13 protein-coding genes are annotated in these 13,894 nt (G+C 64.2%); 1 reads left to right on the forward strand and 12 read right to left on the reverse strand.

Annotated features, from left to right (window positions below):
• Positions 1–228: 228 nt before the first annotated feature.
• Genes atzF through LB535_RS06440 form a run of 8 tightly spaced genes read right to left on the reverse strand, consistent with a single transcriptional unit; the run spans position 229 to position 8,497 of the window.
• Positions 229–2,031: an allophanate hydrolase gene (atzF, locus tag LB535_RS06405; protein ID WP_224631578.1), complete on the reverse strand. Its 1,803-nt coding sequence runs from the start codon at positions 2,029–2,031 to the stop codon at positions 229–231.
• Positions 2,028–2,378, reverse strand: a complete 351-nt coding sequence (locus tag LB535_RS06410; RefSeq protein WP_224631579.1) for a cupin domain-containing protein — start codon at positions 2,376–2,378, stop codon at positions 2,028–2,030. Before LB535_RS06410 ends, atzF begins: the two co-directional genes overlap by 4 nt.
• Entirely contained in the window at positions 2,371–3,039 is a 669-nt protein-coding gene (locus LB535_RS06415) for a cysteine hydrolase family protein (protein WP_224631580.1), read from the reverse strand. The genes LB535_RS06410 and LB535_RS06415 overlap by 8 nt, the downstream gene beginning before the upstream one ends.
• Positions 3,039–4,571: an ABC transporter ATP-binding protein gene (locus LB535_RS06420; RefSeq protein WP_224631581.1), complete on the reverse strand. Its 1,533-nt coding sequence runs from the start codon at positions 4,569–4,571 to the stop codon at positions 3,039–3,041. Before LB535_RS06420 ends, LB535_RS06415 begins: the two co-directional genes overlap by 1 nt.
• 10 nt (positions 4,572–4,581) lie before the next feature.
• Positions 4,582–5,283 (reverse strand): cysteine hydrolase family protein, encoded by a 702-nt coding sequence (locus tag LB535_RS06425; RefSeq protein ID WP_224631582.1) that lies wholly within the window; start codon positions 5,281–5,283, stop codon positions 4,582–4,584.
• 14 nt (positions 5,284–5,297) lie between these two features.
• Positions 5,298–6,224, reverse strand: coding sequence for an ABC transporter permease (locus LB535_RS06430; RefSeq protein WP_224631583.1), 927 nt, complete (start codon positions 6,222–6,224; stop codon positions 5,298–5,300).
• Positions 6,224–7,348, reverse strand: coding sequence for an ABC transporter permease (locus LB535_RS06435; RefSeq protein ID WP_224631584.1), 1,125 nt, complete (start codon positions 7,346–7,348; stop codon positions 6,224–6,226). Before LB535_RS06435 ends, LB535_RS06430 begins: the two co-directional genes overlap by 1 nt.
• Before the next feature lie 21 nt (positions 7,349–7,369).
• Positions 7,370–8,497, reverse strand: coding sequence for a BMP family ABC transporter substrate-binding protein (locus tag LB535_RS06440; protein WP_224631585.1), 1,128 nt, complete (start codon positions 8,495–8,497; stop codon positions 7,370–7,372).
• Between the two features lie 324 nt (positions 8,498–8,821).
• Here LB535_RS06440 and LB535_RS06445 point away from each other — a divergent pair, with 324 nt between their 5' ends.
• Positions 8,822–9,466 carry a GntR family transcriptional regulator gene (locus LB535_RS06445; protein WP_224631680.1) on the forward strand — a complete coding sequence of 215 codons (645 nt, stop codon included), beginning with the start codon at positions 8,822–8,824 and terminating at the stop codon, positions 9,464–9,466.
• A gap of 104 nt (positions 9,467–9,570) precedes the next feature.
• Here the strand turns inward: LB535_RS06445 and LB535_RS06450 are convergent, their stop codons facing one another.
• The 4 genes from LB535_RS06450 to LB535_RS06465 all read right to left on the reverse strand — a co-directional run bounded on the left by LB535_RS06450 (position 9,571) and on the right by LB535_RS06465 (position 13,851).
• Complete coding sequence (locus LB535_RS06450) at positions 9,571–10,884, reverse strand: ABC transporter substrate-binding protein (protein ID WP_411969536.1); 1,314 nt, start codon at positions 10,882–10,884, stop codon at positions 9,571–9,573.
• A gap of 93 nt (positions 10,885–10,977) precedes the next feature.
• Positions 10,978–11,826: a carbohydrate ABC transporter permease gene (locus LB535_RS06455; RefSeq protein ID WP_224631587.1), complete on the reverse strand. Its 849-nt coding sequence runs from the start codon at positions 11,824–11,826 to the stop codon at positions 10,978–10,980.
• Entirely contained in the window at positions 11,823–12,758 is a 936-nt protein-coding gene (locus LB535_RS06460; protein WP_224631588.1) for a carbohydrate ABC transporter permease, read from the reverse strand. Before LB535_RS06460 ends, LB535_RS06455 begins: the two co-directional genes overlap by 4 nt.
• Before the next feature lies 1 nt (position 12,759).
• Positions 12,760–13,851 carry an ABC transporter ATP-binding protein gene (locus LB535_RS06465; protein ID WP_224631589.1) on the reverse strand — a complete coding sequence of 364 codons (1,092 nt, stop codon included), beginning with the start codon at positions 13,849–13,851 and terminating at the stop codon, positions 12,760–12,762.
• Between the last annotated feature and the right edge of the window lie 43 nt (positions 13,852–13,894).

A 13,894-nucleotide genomic window follows, 5' to 3' on the forward strand; every position in this document is an offset into this window, starting at 1 on the left:
CTTGTCCAGGAAGACGCGCCCGAAGCAATCGTTGCCGCGGTGCTCGACGTCTGGCATCAGCACGCGTCAGGTTCGGGACTGTCGGCAGCAGCGCATAACAGCAATCATTGAGCGGCAGCAGAGTGTTCCGCCGAAAGGCGACGATGACACCCTCTTCGTCATCGTTCGGACGACGTGCCCGGCACTGATTCCACGCAAAGCAGTTCGCGGAACCCGTTGACGACACATTCAAACGGGAACGCGACCAGACTGAAAGCGGCGCCAGCCGCCGAATGACGAGATGTCGGAAGCGCCCAGCAAGCCCACAGATTCCACCAGGAAGCCTTTGGCGCTGCTGCCGTCGTCAAGCTCTATGTTGCCAATGCCCAGCGGCGGCGGGATGGCGGCCACGAAGTGGCCGAAGGCCTCGGCAGGCATCCGCCAGACTTCGACCTCGATCGCAGTGCCGCCGCTCTCCACACGGATCAGTCCGGGCTTAGGCGTGGCTTGGCCGGCGAGCTGGTAAAGCTTGTATGAAGAAGCCGTCCTCATCGCCCGGCAGAACCGGGCGCCGGCCTGCTTGAGCTGGCCATTGAGCGGCATTCCCGAGAGGTGAGCGCCGACCACCACCAATTCGATCGTGCCGTCTTCGGCCGACGCGCCGACAGGCTGCACGCTCGGCTGCCCCCAGCCGGTCGCGCCGAGGGTGAGACCGCTCGCGGCATGGAGATCGCGCGCGATGGACGCCACAAGGCCGTCCAGTCCGGCGGCCGCAAGCAGTGTCACGCTCATCGGCAGGCCGTCGTCGCGCGTGCCGGTCGGCACGGCGATGCCGCACATGTCGAGCAGGTTGACGAAATTTGTGTAGGTGCCGAGCCGGCTGTTGGTCTCGACCGGATCGGCGAGCACGGCGGCGGTGGTGTAATGCGTCGGCGCGGTCGGCACACAGAACAGGTCGACCGAGGCGATGAGCGGGGCGAGCTTGGCCCGGTAGGCCTGCAGGGCATAGAGGCCGCGGAAAGCGTCCGCCGCCGACAGCTTCCTGGCGCCGCCGATGATCCTGCTCGTCACCGGATGCATGGCAGCTTCGTTGACTTCCATGAAATCGCGGATCGCAGCATAGCGTTCGGCGACCCAGGCACCCTCATAGAGAAGGTTGGCGGTGGCGTAGAAATCGCCGAACGGGATTTCGACCAGCCGGCAGCCGAGCCGCGACAGCATGGCAAGCGAGGCCTCGAAGCCGGCCTGCATCGCCGCATCGCCGAAGAATTTCCGGTCGGCTTTTGCCGGGATGCCGACGCTCGGCACAGGCGGGCGCGCGGCGAGCGGCCGGACGGCGATGTCGCGCGAATAAGGATCGGCCGCATCGCGCGCTGCCGCGACGCAGAACACTGCATGGGCGTCGTCGACGGTCAGCGCGAACACCGACACGCAGTCGAGTGTGCGGCAGGCCGGAACGACGCCGCCTGTCGACAACGCACCGACGGTCGGCTTCAGCCCGACGATGTTGTTGAGGCCAGCCGGGATGCGGCCGGAGCCGGCGGTGTCGGTGCCAAGCGCGAAGGAGACGATGCCGCGCGCCGTCGCCACCGCCGACCCGGAGGAGGAGCCGCCCGGCACCAGCTCCGCGTCGATGGCGTTGCGCGGGATCGGCCAGGGCGTGCGCACACCAACGAGGCCGGTGGCGAACTGGTCGAGATTGGTCTTGCCCACGACCAGCGCGCCGGCGGCCTTGAGCCGCGCCACCACGGTGGCGTCCTTGTCGGGCCAGTAGGTGTATTGCGCGCAAGCCGCCGTCGTCGGCATGCCGGCGACGTCAATGTTGTCCTTGACGGCGAAGGGAATGCCCCACAGCGGTTTTGCCACCGGGTCGAACGGGCCGAGCGCTTCGGCCGCGGCAAGCAGATCCGGCCTGGCGGCGAGATGGATGAAGATGCCCGGATCGTCGGCAGCCTCGATGCGGGCATAAATCGCCGCGATCACATCGCCAACGCCGACACCTCCACGATAGGCGGCGCGCAGGCTCGCTATGTCGAAGTGGACATCACTCATTTCGTCTCCCCCAGAATGATCACCGGCAGGTCCCATTGGATCAGCACGACACAGCCGTCCTTCGTCCACACCGAATGCTCGGTTCCGACCGGATTGAGGATCACGCTGCCGGCAGGATAGTCGCCGTTCTCGTCGCTCTGGGTGCCTTCCAGCACGACGATGGTCTCCAGGCCGGCATGGCGGTGGCGCGGCACGCCGGCGCCAGGCCGGTATTTCAGGATCGCGACGGACGGCTCGACCGGCCCGCCCTGCAGCAGCCAGTGCACGCCGATGCCGTCGCGGAAAGACTCGAACGCCAGATCGCGCCAGCCGCCGTCGAGCAGGCCGGCAAAGGCAAGATTAGGCATTGGCAATTCCCTCGAGCACCTGGTCGGTCGTCGCCGTCCAGCCGACGATGGCGCCCTGCGCCCTGATCATGGCGATCGCCGCCGCCTTGAACTCGGGAAAATAACTTTCCGTGGCGTCCTCGGCGAGCAGGCACTCATAGCCGCGATCGTTGGCCTCGCGCATCGTCGTCTGCACGCAGACTTCGGTGGTGACGCCGGCAAAGACGAGCTGCTCGGCGCCGAGCCTTTTCAGGTCATCGCCGAAGGAGGTCGCATAGAAGGCGCCCTTGCCTGGCTTCTCGATGACGATCTCGCCGGGCAGCGGCGCAAGCTCGTCGAGGATCGCGGTGCCGGGCTCGCCGGCGATCAGCACGCGGCCCATCGGCCCGGAATCGCCGATACGAACCGACGGATTGCCGCGATTGCGCTTGGCCGGCGGCAGGTCGGAAAGGTCGGGCCGGTGGCACTCCATCGTGTGGATCACCGGAAGGCCGGCGGCGCGAAAGCCGTCGATCAACCGCTTCACCGTCGGCACGATCGCGGTCACCCGGCTGACGTCGTTGCCGAGGCTGGCGCCGAAGCCGCCGGGCTCGGCGAAGTCGCGTTGCATGTCGATGACGACCAGCGCCATGGTCCGCGGCTTGAAGGCGAACGGAAATGGCTGCGCTGCGATTTCCGCCATTAGTGATGTCCCGCCATGTGCTCGCCGATAGTCTGGACACTGGCCTGCGCAATCGGCGTCTCGTAGACCAGCGCACCGTCCGACATGACGAAGATGCGGTCCGAGAGCTCGAGCAGTTCGTCGAGATCCTCCGACGTCAGAAGCACGGCGGCACCGGCATTGCGCGCCTGCATGATGCGGGCGCGGATTTCGGCCACGGCCGAGAAGTCGAGGCCGAAGCACGGGTTGGAGACGATCAGAAGGTCGACCTTGCCGGTGAGCTCGCGGGCAAGCACGGCGCGCTGCACATTGCCGCCCGACAGCGAGGCGATCGGCGAGGCAAGGGATGCGGTCTTGACCTTGAACTGCTCGACCAGCCTGGCGCTGAATGCCCTGATGGCGCCGGCACTGATCCAGCTCACCGGTTTGCCGTTGGCGTCGATGTCGAAGGTGCGGAAAGAAATGTTTTCGGCCACCGTCATTTTCGGCGCACAGGCATTCTTCAGCGGCTCCTCGGGAATGAGCCGCACATTGAGAGCGCGCGCCTCGGCCCGCGTTGCCGCATAGGCGGTGCCGCGCACCATGACCTCGCCGGCATCGCGGGGACGCTGCCCGGCCAGCACTTCGAGCAATTCCTTCTGGCCGTTGCCGGAAATGCCGGCGATGCCGACGATCTCGCCGGCGCGCACGCCGAGATCCTCGATCCGGATCGACTTCAGCCCGGTGCGGTCCGGCGCCTTCAGCGCCTTGACCTTGAGCACGATCTCGGCGTCCGGCCTGGGCTCCGCGCGGCTGTCGAGGGCCGCGATCGGCTGGTCGCCGATCATCATCGCCGCCATGGCTTTGCGGTCGAGGTCGACGACGCGGCCAGTGCCGGTCAGCCTGCCCTTGCGCAGCACGCTGACGTCGTCGGCGAATGCCGTCACCTCGTGGAATTTGTGCGAGATCATCAGCACGGTCAGATCGCCAGCCCTGGTCATGGCGCGCACCAGGCCAAGCACTTCCTGCGCCTCACCGGGGGTGAGCACGGAGGTCGGCTCGTCCAGCACCAGGAAGGAGCGGCCGAGATAAAGCTGCTTGACGATCTCCAGCTTCTGCTTCTCGCCGGCAGCGAGCTCGGCCACCTTGACGTCGAGCGGCAGCTTGAACGGCATTCGATCCATGAACTTTGCGAGCTCGCCGCGCTCCTTGCGCCAGTCGATCACGCCGGGAACCTTCTCACGCGAAATGACCAGATTCTCGGCGCCGGTGAGCGACGGGACAAGCGTGAAATGCTGGTAGACCATGCCGAGGCCGAGCGCCGAGGCGTCCCTGGGGCTGGCGATCGCCACCTCGCGGCCGTCGACGAGGATGTCGCCGGCGGTCGGGTGATAGAAACCCATCATGCATTTGACCAGCGTCGACTTGCCGGCGCCGTTTTCGCCAAGCAGCGCGTGGAACGATCCGGCCGGCACCTTGATGGAGACGTCGCCCAACGCCGTGAAGGCGCCGAAACGCATGGTCATGCCGATGGTCTCGACGCCGACGGCCTTGTTGCTGGTGATCGCGCTCATCCTGGTTTCCTTACGGCAGCTGGGCGACGAAGGATGCCGAGTTCGACACCGCGCCGAAGACGCCGCCCTGCATCTTGATCATCTTGATCGCGGCGAGATGATTGCCGTAGTCGGTCGCGCCGCAGCAGTCCTCCAGCATCACGCATTCGAAGCCGCGGTCGTTGGCCTCGCGCATGGTGGTGTGCACGCAGACATCGGTGGTGATGCCTGTGAGCACGATGTTTTCGATGCCGCGCTGGTTGAGGATCAGCTCCAGGTCGGTGGCGCAGAACGAGCCCTTGCCGGGCTTGTCGATGATCGGCTCGCCCTCGGCCGGGTAGAGGTCGGGGATAATGTCCCAGCCCGGCTCTCCGCGCACCAGGATGCGCCCGCAGGGGCCGGGGTCGCCGATGCCGGCATTGATGCGGCGCGAGCGCCAACGCTTGTTGGCGGGCAGGTCGGCGAGGTCGGGGCGGTGGCCCTCGCGGGTGTGGATGATGGTGTAGCCTTTCGCGCGCATGGCCGACAGCACCGACTTGATCGGCTCGATCGGTGCGCGCACCAGCGACAGGTCGTATCCCATATGGTCGACATAGCCGCCCGGCCCGCAGAAATCGGTCTGCATGTCGATGACGATCAACGCCGTGTTGTCGGGGCGAAGCTCGCCATTGTAGGGCCACGGATACGGGTCGGCGTCGATATAACGCTGGGTGATTTCGGCTCTGGCGTTCATGGCAAAAACTCCAGCTATCTGGTGATCGACAATTCGCCCGGCGCGCCCGCTAGCGAGCGGGTCGGCGACGAGGTGGCGATCATGATGATGAGGGTGAGGATGTAGGGGGCGGCGTAGAACAAATAGTAGCCTTGCGTGACGCCGACCGACTGCAGCGCCGGTCCGAGCGCTCCAGCGCCGCCGAACAGAAGCGCGGCGGCAAAGCAGCCGAGCGGATTCCAGCGCGCGAAGATGACCAGCGCCACCGCCATCAGCCCCTGACCGGACGAGATGCGCTCGGTCCAGCTGCCGGGATAGTAGAGCGACAGATAGGCGCCGCCGATGCCGGCCAGCGCGCCGCCGACGCCGGTGGCGATGAGGCGCACTGTGTTCGGGTTGAGGCCCATGGCGCGCGCGGCGTCGGAACTGTCGCCGACGACGCGCACGATGAGGCCGGCGCGGGTGTTGCGGAAGGCCCACCACAGGACCAGCGAAAGCACCGCACCGATCAGGAACAGGACGTTAACGTCGAGTGCCGCCTGCACCTGCGGAATGTCGGACCAGGCGCCGAAGGGAATGGCCGGAAGATTGGGCGCTTTCGGCTTGATGAACGGCTTGCCGAAGAAGAAGGCGAGCCCCGAGCCGAACAGCATCAGCGCGATGCCGATGGCGATGTCGTTGACTTTCGGGAATTTGCAGATCCAGCCATGGAACAGGCCGAAGCAAAGGCCGGCGGCCGCAGCGGCCAGCAGGCCGAGCCATGGCGAGCTGGTCATGACCGCGACTGCATATGCGGTCATGGCGCCGAAGACGAGCGTGCCTTCCAGCCCCAGATTGATGCGGCCGGAGCGCTCGGTGATGGCCTCGCCCAGCGAAACGAAGATGAAGGGCGTCGACACGCGGATGGCACCGCCGAGGATGGCGAGCGGCACGCCCCAGAGGCCGATCCCGGTCGCATCCATCACGAGGCCCTCTGCCATAAATCGGGATTGAAGGCCTTGAAACGGCCGTACAAGGTTTCGCTGAGCAGGATGACGATGAACAGCATGCCTTGCAGCACCAGCACAGTGGCGTCGGGCAGGTCCATGCGGCGCTGGATCAGCCCGCCGGACGCGTCGATGCCGCCAAGCAGGATGGCAACCGGGATGATGGCCAGCGGGTTATGGCGGGCGAGGAAGGCGACGAGGATGCCGGTGTAGCCATAGCCGGCGGCGAGCGAGCCGTTGGCGCTGCCTTGCACGGCTGCGACTTCCAGCATGCCGGCAAGACCGGCAAAGCCGCCCGCAAGCGCGGTAAAGCCGACGATGAGCGGTCCGACGGCCAGCCCCTGCACCTGCGCTGCCCTGACATTGCCGCCGGCGATGCGGGCGGCAAAGCCCCAGCGGGTCTTTTCGATCAGCACCCAGGAGAGCATGCAGGCGGCGACGCCGACAGCAAGCCCCCAATGCACCTCCATGCCCGGAATGTTGCCGATGCGGTAGATGTCGGCGAGCGGCTGGGTCGAGGGCTTGTTGAGCGAGGCCGGGTCGCGCAGCGGCCCTTCCACCAGCTGGTTCATCAGGGCGATGGCGATGTAGGCCATCAGCAGGCTGGAAATGGTCTCGTTGACGGCCCGGTAGTGGCGGAGCGCGCCGACGGCACCGATCCAGATGCCGCCGGCGGCCAGGCCCGCCACGCCCATGGCAAGAATGACGATGAAGGAAGGCGCGCCGCCGAGCGCCACGCCTATGGCAGCGGCGCTGACGCCACCGAGCACGATGGCGCCCTCGCCGCCGATGACGACGAGGCCGAGCCGCGCCGGCAGTGCCACGCACAGCGCCGCCAGCAGCAGCGGTGCGGCCCGCGACAGCGAATTCTGAATGGAGAACCACGAGCCGAAGCCGCCCCGCCACATGGTCTCGTAAAGCAGGACCGGGGACTTGCCGACCAGGGCGATGAACAGGCTGAACAGCGCCATGCCGACGACAAGAGCCGCGAGCGGAATGACGAAAGCCTCCGCCCGCCGCGCGATCCATTCCAGCGCCGCCGGATATCCCCTCGCGCCGAGCAGGGCCGGCGCCTCCGCACTGCTGACCGTATCGGTCATGGTCCCCGTCTCCGCTCGGCTTCAGGCGGTCGAGCCGACGACGCCCTCGACGAGATAGTCCATGCTTTCGAGCTCGATGGCGGTCTCGACGAAGGCCTGGCCCTCCGTCGCCACGACGGCGCCCTTGTTGCTCTTCAGCGGGCCCTTGATGACGGAGAAGCCGCCCTTCATCATTTGGGCCAGGGTGGCGTCGAATTGCTTGCGGGCCGGCTCGCCGACGGCGGGACCGAGCGGGCTCATCTTGACGAAGCCGTCGGCCAGTCCGCCGCGGGTGAAATTGGGCAGCGGCGTGCCGGCGATGAGGTCGTCGACGAACATCTTGTAGACCTTGGCCCAGTTCCACTCGGCGCCGGTGAGGTATTTTTCCGGCGCCAGCGGGCTCTGGTTGGCGTGGTAGCCACAGACGAAGGCGCCGCGGCCCGCGGCCGTCTCGACCACCACTTTCGGGCTGTCGACATGGCAGGTGATGACGTCGGCGCCCTGGTCGACCAGCGCGTTGGTGGCTTCCGCTTCCTTCACCGCCAGCGACCATTCGCCGGTGAAGATGACCTGGCAGGTGATCGCCGGATCGACCGAGCGCGCGCCGAGCAGGAAGGAGTTGATGTTGAGCAGCACCTGCGGAATGGGCTTGGCGGCGACGAATCCTAGCTTCTTCGACTTCGATGTGTGGCCGGCGACGACGCCGTTCAGGTACTGGCCCATGCCGATATAGCCGAAATAGGAGCCGGCATTCATCGGGTGCTTGGCCTTGTCCCACATGCCGCCGCAATGGCGAAACTGCACGTCGGGGAATTTCGCGCACATGGCCAGCATGTGCGGATCGAAATAGCCGAAGGAGGTCGGGAAGATAAGCGAGGCGCCGTCGAGGTTGATCATCGATTCCATCGTCTTCTGGACGTCGACCGTCTCGGGAACGTTTTCTTCCTCGACGACGGAGATGCCTTCGATGCTCTTCAGCGCGGCCGCCCCCTCGGCATGCGCCTGGTTGTAGCCATAGTCGTCCTTCGGGCCGACATAGATGAAGCCGACAGTGGCGGCGGCGGCGACGGCACGGCTGATCGGAAAGGATGCCGAGGCGAGGCCGAGCGCGGCTCCCGCGGCTGAGGTCTTGAGCAGTTGGCGGCGGTTAAGCATGAATCTGTCGGTCATAGTGAATGCTCCCCTTTGGGACCCTTTTCCGGGTCGGTTAACATGCCGTCCAAGAAAGTGCATGCAACCGCCGTGCCAGTTTATGTCTTGGAATTTATCCAATAAAATCAGTTATCAGATCGAAGGCTTATGCCTATGCCGGAGGCAATTGCATGCACTTTTTGCCTCGAAAGTAGCCAGTTTGACAGGCAGATTAAAATAGAGGCATAGAGGGCATATCCGAGTCGGAGGGCCAATGAGTCGGCCGACTCCACGAGAAGACGCGACGGAGGAAAATTGTCGGGGAAGCGCAGCTTGATCAGGTCGGGCACGACCGTGGATCAGATGGTCCGGGCGATCGGCGATCGGATCGTCACCGGCTACCTGCGTCCGGGCGAAAAGCTGGACGAGACCGCGCTCGCCGCTCGCTTCGACGTATCACGCACCCCTGTCAGGGAGGCGCTCGGCCAGCTCAGCGCCATGGGCCTGGTCGAGAGGCGGCCAAACAGGGGCGCTATCGTCGCCGTCGTGACGCAGGAGCATCTCGCCTCGATGTTCGAGAGCATGGCCGAACTGGAAGCGATCTGCGCGCGCTTCTCGGCCGAGCGCATGACCAGCAGCGAGCGTCGCGGGCTCGAGATCGAGCACCAGGCTTCGGCGCGGATGGTGCAGCTGGGCGCCGAGGAGGACTATGAGTATTTCAACACCGAATTCCATAGCCGGCTCTATCGTGGCGCCCACAATGCGCATATCCACGAACTCACCGTGATGACCCGCAGCCGGTTAGCACCCTTCCGCCGCGCCCAGTTCATGCTGCCCGGACGGCTGGCCAAATCCTGGCAGGAACACGACCTGATCGTCACCGCAATCATGCGCGGAGACAGCGTGGCTGCGGGCAAGGCCGCCAGGGACCATGTCTCTATCGTCAGTGAGGCGAGCGCGGTGTTCGCGGCTGATGATCGCAAGCCAATTCGGCGGGACGTGGCCTGAAAATTTCCGCACGGTCCGAAGAAGCAGTGCTGCTTCATTGGCCAGAAAATGCCCGCGACGGTCTCCAGCCGCGGGCATTGAGGGCGTTTCCGAGAAACCTGCGGTCAAATGTTGGCGAGCAATTCGTTGACGCGGCTTTCCATGTCGGCAAGTGCGGCATCGACGTCCTTCTGGCCGGTGATTGCAGCGCTCATCTCTTCGCCCACGATGTCCTGGATCGCGAACTGGCGCTGTACCGCGGACGGCAGCGGCCGGCCGAGATCGGCGACCGCGGCGATGGTGTTGCGATGCGGCAGTGCCTTGAAGGCGTCGGAGGCGATGATGGCTTTGTAGGCCGGCAGGTGGCCGGTGCGCGACCAATCGAAGTCATGGTCGGCGAAGAACTTCAGGAACTTGCCGATAGCCGCGGTCTGTTCGGGTGTGCGGTCCTTCTGCGAGACTGCCCAGGTGTGGCCATCGGCATATTGCGCGTGGGCGCCGGCAAATAGCTGCGGATACGGGTAGACTGCATAGCCGCCCTTGTTGAGGGCCGTACCCTTGGTTTCGGACTGGGCGTTGTTGTCGCCGACGACCCACGTGCCGTTGAGCTGCACGCCGCCTCCACCGGCAAGGAAGGCGTTGATGGCGCCGCCATAGTCGAGGTCCTTGGTGGTGTAGTCCTTGTCGAAGATCGCCTTGTACATCTCGACGACCTTCTTGGCTTCCGGCGTGTTCAGCTTCACATGCTTTGGATCGGCGAAGAAATCGGAATTCTGCTGGAAAAGATAGGTGTAGAGATTGCGCGTGTAGAGCGCGGTCTCATTGGCCAGGTTCTGAACGAAGTATGGCTTGCCGGTCTTCTGCTTGAACTGTTCGGCCTGGGCGAGCAGCTCCTCGGGCGACGTCGGAAGAATCGGCGTGCCGTCGGCATTGACGAGGCCAGCCTGTTTGAAGAGATCCATGTTGATGTGATAGAGCATCGTCCAGCTGTCGATCGGCAGGCCGTAGATCTTGCCGTCCTTGGTGGCGCCGTTGCGCGCCGCGTCCGTGAAGGAATCGGGTGTGACGCCGACGGACTTCAACAGATCGTCAAGCGGCATTAACAGCCCCTTGGACTGGTAATCCGAAAGCGCGGATTCATGGATCGTGACGATGTCGGGAGCATCGCCCGAAGCGAACTGCGCGGTCAGCTGGTCATAGCCCGGCCATTCCACAGTGCTGACGCTGACGTGGACATCGGGGTTGTCGGCGTTGAACTTGTTGATCAGCGAGGTGATGATGCCGCATTCGCCTACTGCCTTGGCGACATCGGTGTTGGTGCCGAAATCGGCATCGCAGGCACCGAAAAAGCGCTGCACGGTCAATTCCGTCGCTGCAAGGCTCGGGCTTGCGAGCATCAGCACGCTCGCCGAGACCGCTGCAAACAGGACTTTCTTCATTTTCATATCAGTTCCTCCTCCTGAGTCTGCGCCACTCCACGCTGGACTGGCTTCATGCTTCAATCGCTGCGACGCCCGCCGTCAGGCAATCTGTCATCGCACCGCGGCGCCCGAGACGGCCGTGACGATGTATTTCTGGAAAAACAGGTAGACGATCAGGATCGGCGCGCCGGCGAACACCGCCTGTGCCATCAAGAAGCCGATGCCTTCCGACTGGGCGAAATTGGTCTGTGTCGAGGCCATGCCGACCGTCAGCGTGTACATATCCTTCTTGGTTGCCGAGATCAGCGGCCACAAGTAGTCGTTCCACGCGCCGAGGAAGGTGAAGATGCCGAGGGTTGCCTGGGCAGGCACCGTGAGCGGCAAAAGAACCTTCCAGAACGTCCTGAACCGGCCGGCATTGTCCAGCATGGCGGCTTCGTCCAGCTCCTTCGGGATGGCCTTGAAATACTGGGACATCAGGAAGACGCCGAAAGAAGCCGACAGGCCCGGGAGAATGAGCCCGTGATAGGTGTTGTGGAAGTTCAGCATGCTGAAGATCTGATGGCGGGCGACAAGCACGGCCTGTTCGGGAACCGCCAGGCCGAAGAGGACGATCACGAACAGGATGTTTCGGCCGGGGAAATTCAGCCGTGCAAAGCCATAGCCGGCAAGCGACGACAGGATCAGCGTTCCGAGCGTCAATCCTCCGGAGACGATGATGCTGTTGAGCACCCAGACGAACACCGACGAGGTGCCGATGGTGTTGATGTAGTTCTTGAGCGTATAGGGTGCCTGAAACACCGAATTCGGATTTGCCATCAGCTCGGCATTTTCCTTGAGCGACAGGCCGATAACCCACAGGACCGGCGCGACCATGACCAGGGAAAGCAGGATGACCAGAGCCAGCAACACGCGGTCGCCGAATGCGCGTCCCTTGATGGAGATGGCTGGAGCCCTCATGCCTGACCCACCTTGTTGCGCGTGACCAGGTACTGGGCCATGGCCGCCATCAGGATGAGGATGAACAGCACCTCCGAAGCCGCGGCACCCATGCCGAGATCCCAGCGGCGGAACGCGGTGTCATAGATGTACAGCACGATCGGCTTGGTCAGGTTGTTCGGACCGCCGCGTGTCATCAGCCAGGCCTGGCCGAACAGCTGGAACTGCAGCACGATCTGGACGATGACCACCAGGACGAAGGTTCGTTTGATCGACGGCAGCGTAATCGAGCGTAACGTCTGCCAGCGATTGGCATTGTCCAGGGCTGCCGCTTCGTAAATATCCTGCGGAATCTGCTGGAGGGCGGAGAGAAAGAGCATTATCGGCAGGCCGATGCACCACCAGACGGTGGCAATGGCGATGCCGATCATCGCCAGGCTGGGATCGGAAATGAAAGCCGGGGCGGTTGCGCCGAACCATCCGTAGATCGTCGACAGAAGGCCGACATTCGGAATGAACACGATGCGCCAGATCAGCGTGACGATCGTGACCGACAGCACGGAGGAAGAAAAGAACAGGGTCCGCAGCACCGCGGCGGTGCGCGTGCGGCGGTTGAGGCAAAGCGCGAGAAAAAGACCGATCAGTGCCAGGGTCGGCACCGTCAGAAGCACGAAGTAGAAGGTATTCCAGACCGATTGCAGGAACACCTTGTCGTGAAACAGCCTGATATAGTTGCCGAAACCGACGAAGTTTCCGGATGAGAACGTGTCGGCCTTGTGGAAGCTCAGCCACATTCCCCAGAACAGCGGGACCAGCAGAAGCGTCGTGAAGAAGAACAGGAACGGCGCGACGAAAATGAAGTTTCGCCATTGCGGCGCGTAGATGTCGACGCTTGCCGCTCTGACGCCGGCGGCCGGAGGCGCGGTGCGCGGCGTCGCCCGTCGGTCGTCCATGTCAGACCTCCCCCGCGTGCCAGGCGCGACCGGTCTCGCCGAACAGATGCGATTTCCGCCCGTCGAAGGCGAGCCCGACCTTGTCGCCGACCGCGACGCGGCTGTTGCCGACATCCGAGCCGACGATCTGCTGGCCGTCGCCAAGCCGGGCGTAGACCAAGGTGCGTTCGCCGAGCCGCTCAAGCACATCGACCACGCCATCGGCATTGCCCTGCCCGGCGGAAACGATGCGCACGTCTTCCGAACGGATGCCGAAAGTGTATTTGCCATCGATCGTCTGGTCGGAGGCGATCTCGGTCTGAACCGATATGCCGTCCGCAAACCTGGCCGTGGCGTTCCGGCTCGATCTGTCGAGCGTCGCCTCGACAAAATTCATCGCCGGCGCGCCGACGAAGCCTGCGACGAATTTGGTCGCGGGGCGGTCGTAGATTTCCATGGGAGAGCCGATCTGCTCGATCTTGCGATTGTTCATGACGACAATACGGTCGGCGAGCGTCATCGCCTCAACCTGGTCGTGGGTGACGAAGATCATCGTCGATTGCAGGCGCTGGTGCAGTTGGGCAAGCTCGATGCGGGTACGGGTCCGCAATGCCGCATCGAGATTGGAGAGCGGCTCGTCGAACAGGAAAGCCTTCGGCTCCTTGACGATCGCACGGCCGATGGCGACGCGCTGCCGCTGGCCGCCGGAGAGCTGGCCCGGCTTGCGCTCGAGCAGGTGCTCCATTTCGAGGATGCGGGCGCTCTCCTTTATGCGCGCGTCGATGACGTCGCGCGGCATGCCGATATTCTCAAGCCCGAACGCCATGTTGTCGCGCACGCTCATATGCGGATAAAGCGCATAGGACTGGAACACCATGGCAATGCCGCGCTTGCCCGGCGGCAGATGATCGATACGTTCGTTGTTGATGGCTATCTCGCCGGTATCGACAGTCTCGAGGCCCGCGATCATGCGCAGAAGCGTCGATTTCCCGCAGCCGGAGGGCCCGAGAAACACGATGAATTCGCGTGCCTTGATGGAGAGAGACAGATCATCCAGCACCGTCATGGCGCCGAAATGCTTGCTCACATTCCTGATCTCAATATCGGCCGTCACGTCGAGGCTCCTCCTCAGCCCATGCACGACGATGCGCCTGAAG

Source organism: Mesorhizobium sp. CA10 (assembly GCF_020165285.1).
Lineage (GTDB): Bacteria > Pseudomonadota > Alphaproteobacteria > Rhizobiales > Rhizobiaceae > Mesorhizobium.

Bases quoted from the DNA above. Each gene is read 5' to 3' on its own strand.
- atzF (WP_224631578.1), bottom strand. From the start codon at position 2,031: ATGAGTGATGTCCACTTCGACATAGCGAGCCTGCGCGCCGCCTATCGT.
- LB535_RS06410 (WP_224631579.1), bottom strand. From the start codon at position 2,378: ATGCCTAATCTTGCCTTTGCCGGCCTGCTCGACGGCGGCTGGCGCGAT.
- LB535_RS06415 (WP_224631580.1), bottom strand. From the start codon at position 3,039: ATGGCGGAAATCGCAGCGCAGCCATTTCCGTTCGCCTTCAAGCCGCGG.
- LB535_RS06420 (WP_224631581.1), bottom strand. From the start codon at position 4,571: ATGAGCGCGATCACCAGCAACAAGGCCGTCGGCGTCGAGACCATCGGC.
- LB535_RS06425 (WP_224631582.1), bottom strand. From the start codon at position 5,283: ATGAACGCCAGAGCCGAAATCACCCAGCGTTATATCGACGCCGACCCG.
- LB535_RS06430 (WP_224631583.1), bottom strand. From the start codon at position 6,224: ATGGATGCGACCGGGATCGGCCTCTGGGGCGTGCCGCTCGCCATCCTC.
- LB535_RS06435 (WP_224631584.1), bottom strand. From the start codon at position 7,348: ATGACCGATACGGTCAGCAGTGCGGAGGCGCCGGCCCTGCTCGGCGCG.
- LB535_RS06440 (WP_224631585.1), bottom strand. From the start codon at position 8,497: ATGACCGACAGATTCATGCTTAACCGCCGCCAACTGCTCAAGACCTCA.
- LB535_RS06445 (WP_224631680.1), top strand. From the start codon at position 8,822: ATGGTCCGGGCGATCGGCGATCGGATCGTCACCGGCTACCTGCGTCCG.
- LB535_RS06450 (WP_411969536.1), bottom strand. From the start codon at position 10,884: ATGAAGAAAGTCCTGTTTGCAGCGGTCTCGGCGAGCGTGCTGATGCTC.
- LB535_RS06455 (WP_224631587.1), bottom strand. From the start codon at position 11,826: ATGAGGGCTCCAGCCATCTCCATCAAGGGACGCGCATTCGGCGACCGC.
- LB535_RS06460 (WP_224631588.1), bottom strand. From the start codon at position 12,758: ATGGACGACCGACGGGCGACGCCGCGCACCGCGCCTCCGGCCGCCGGC.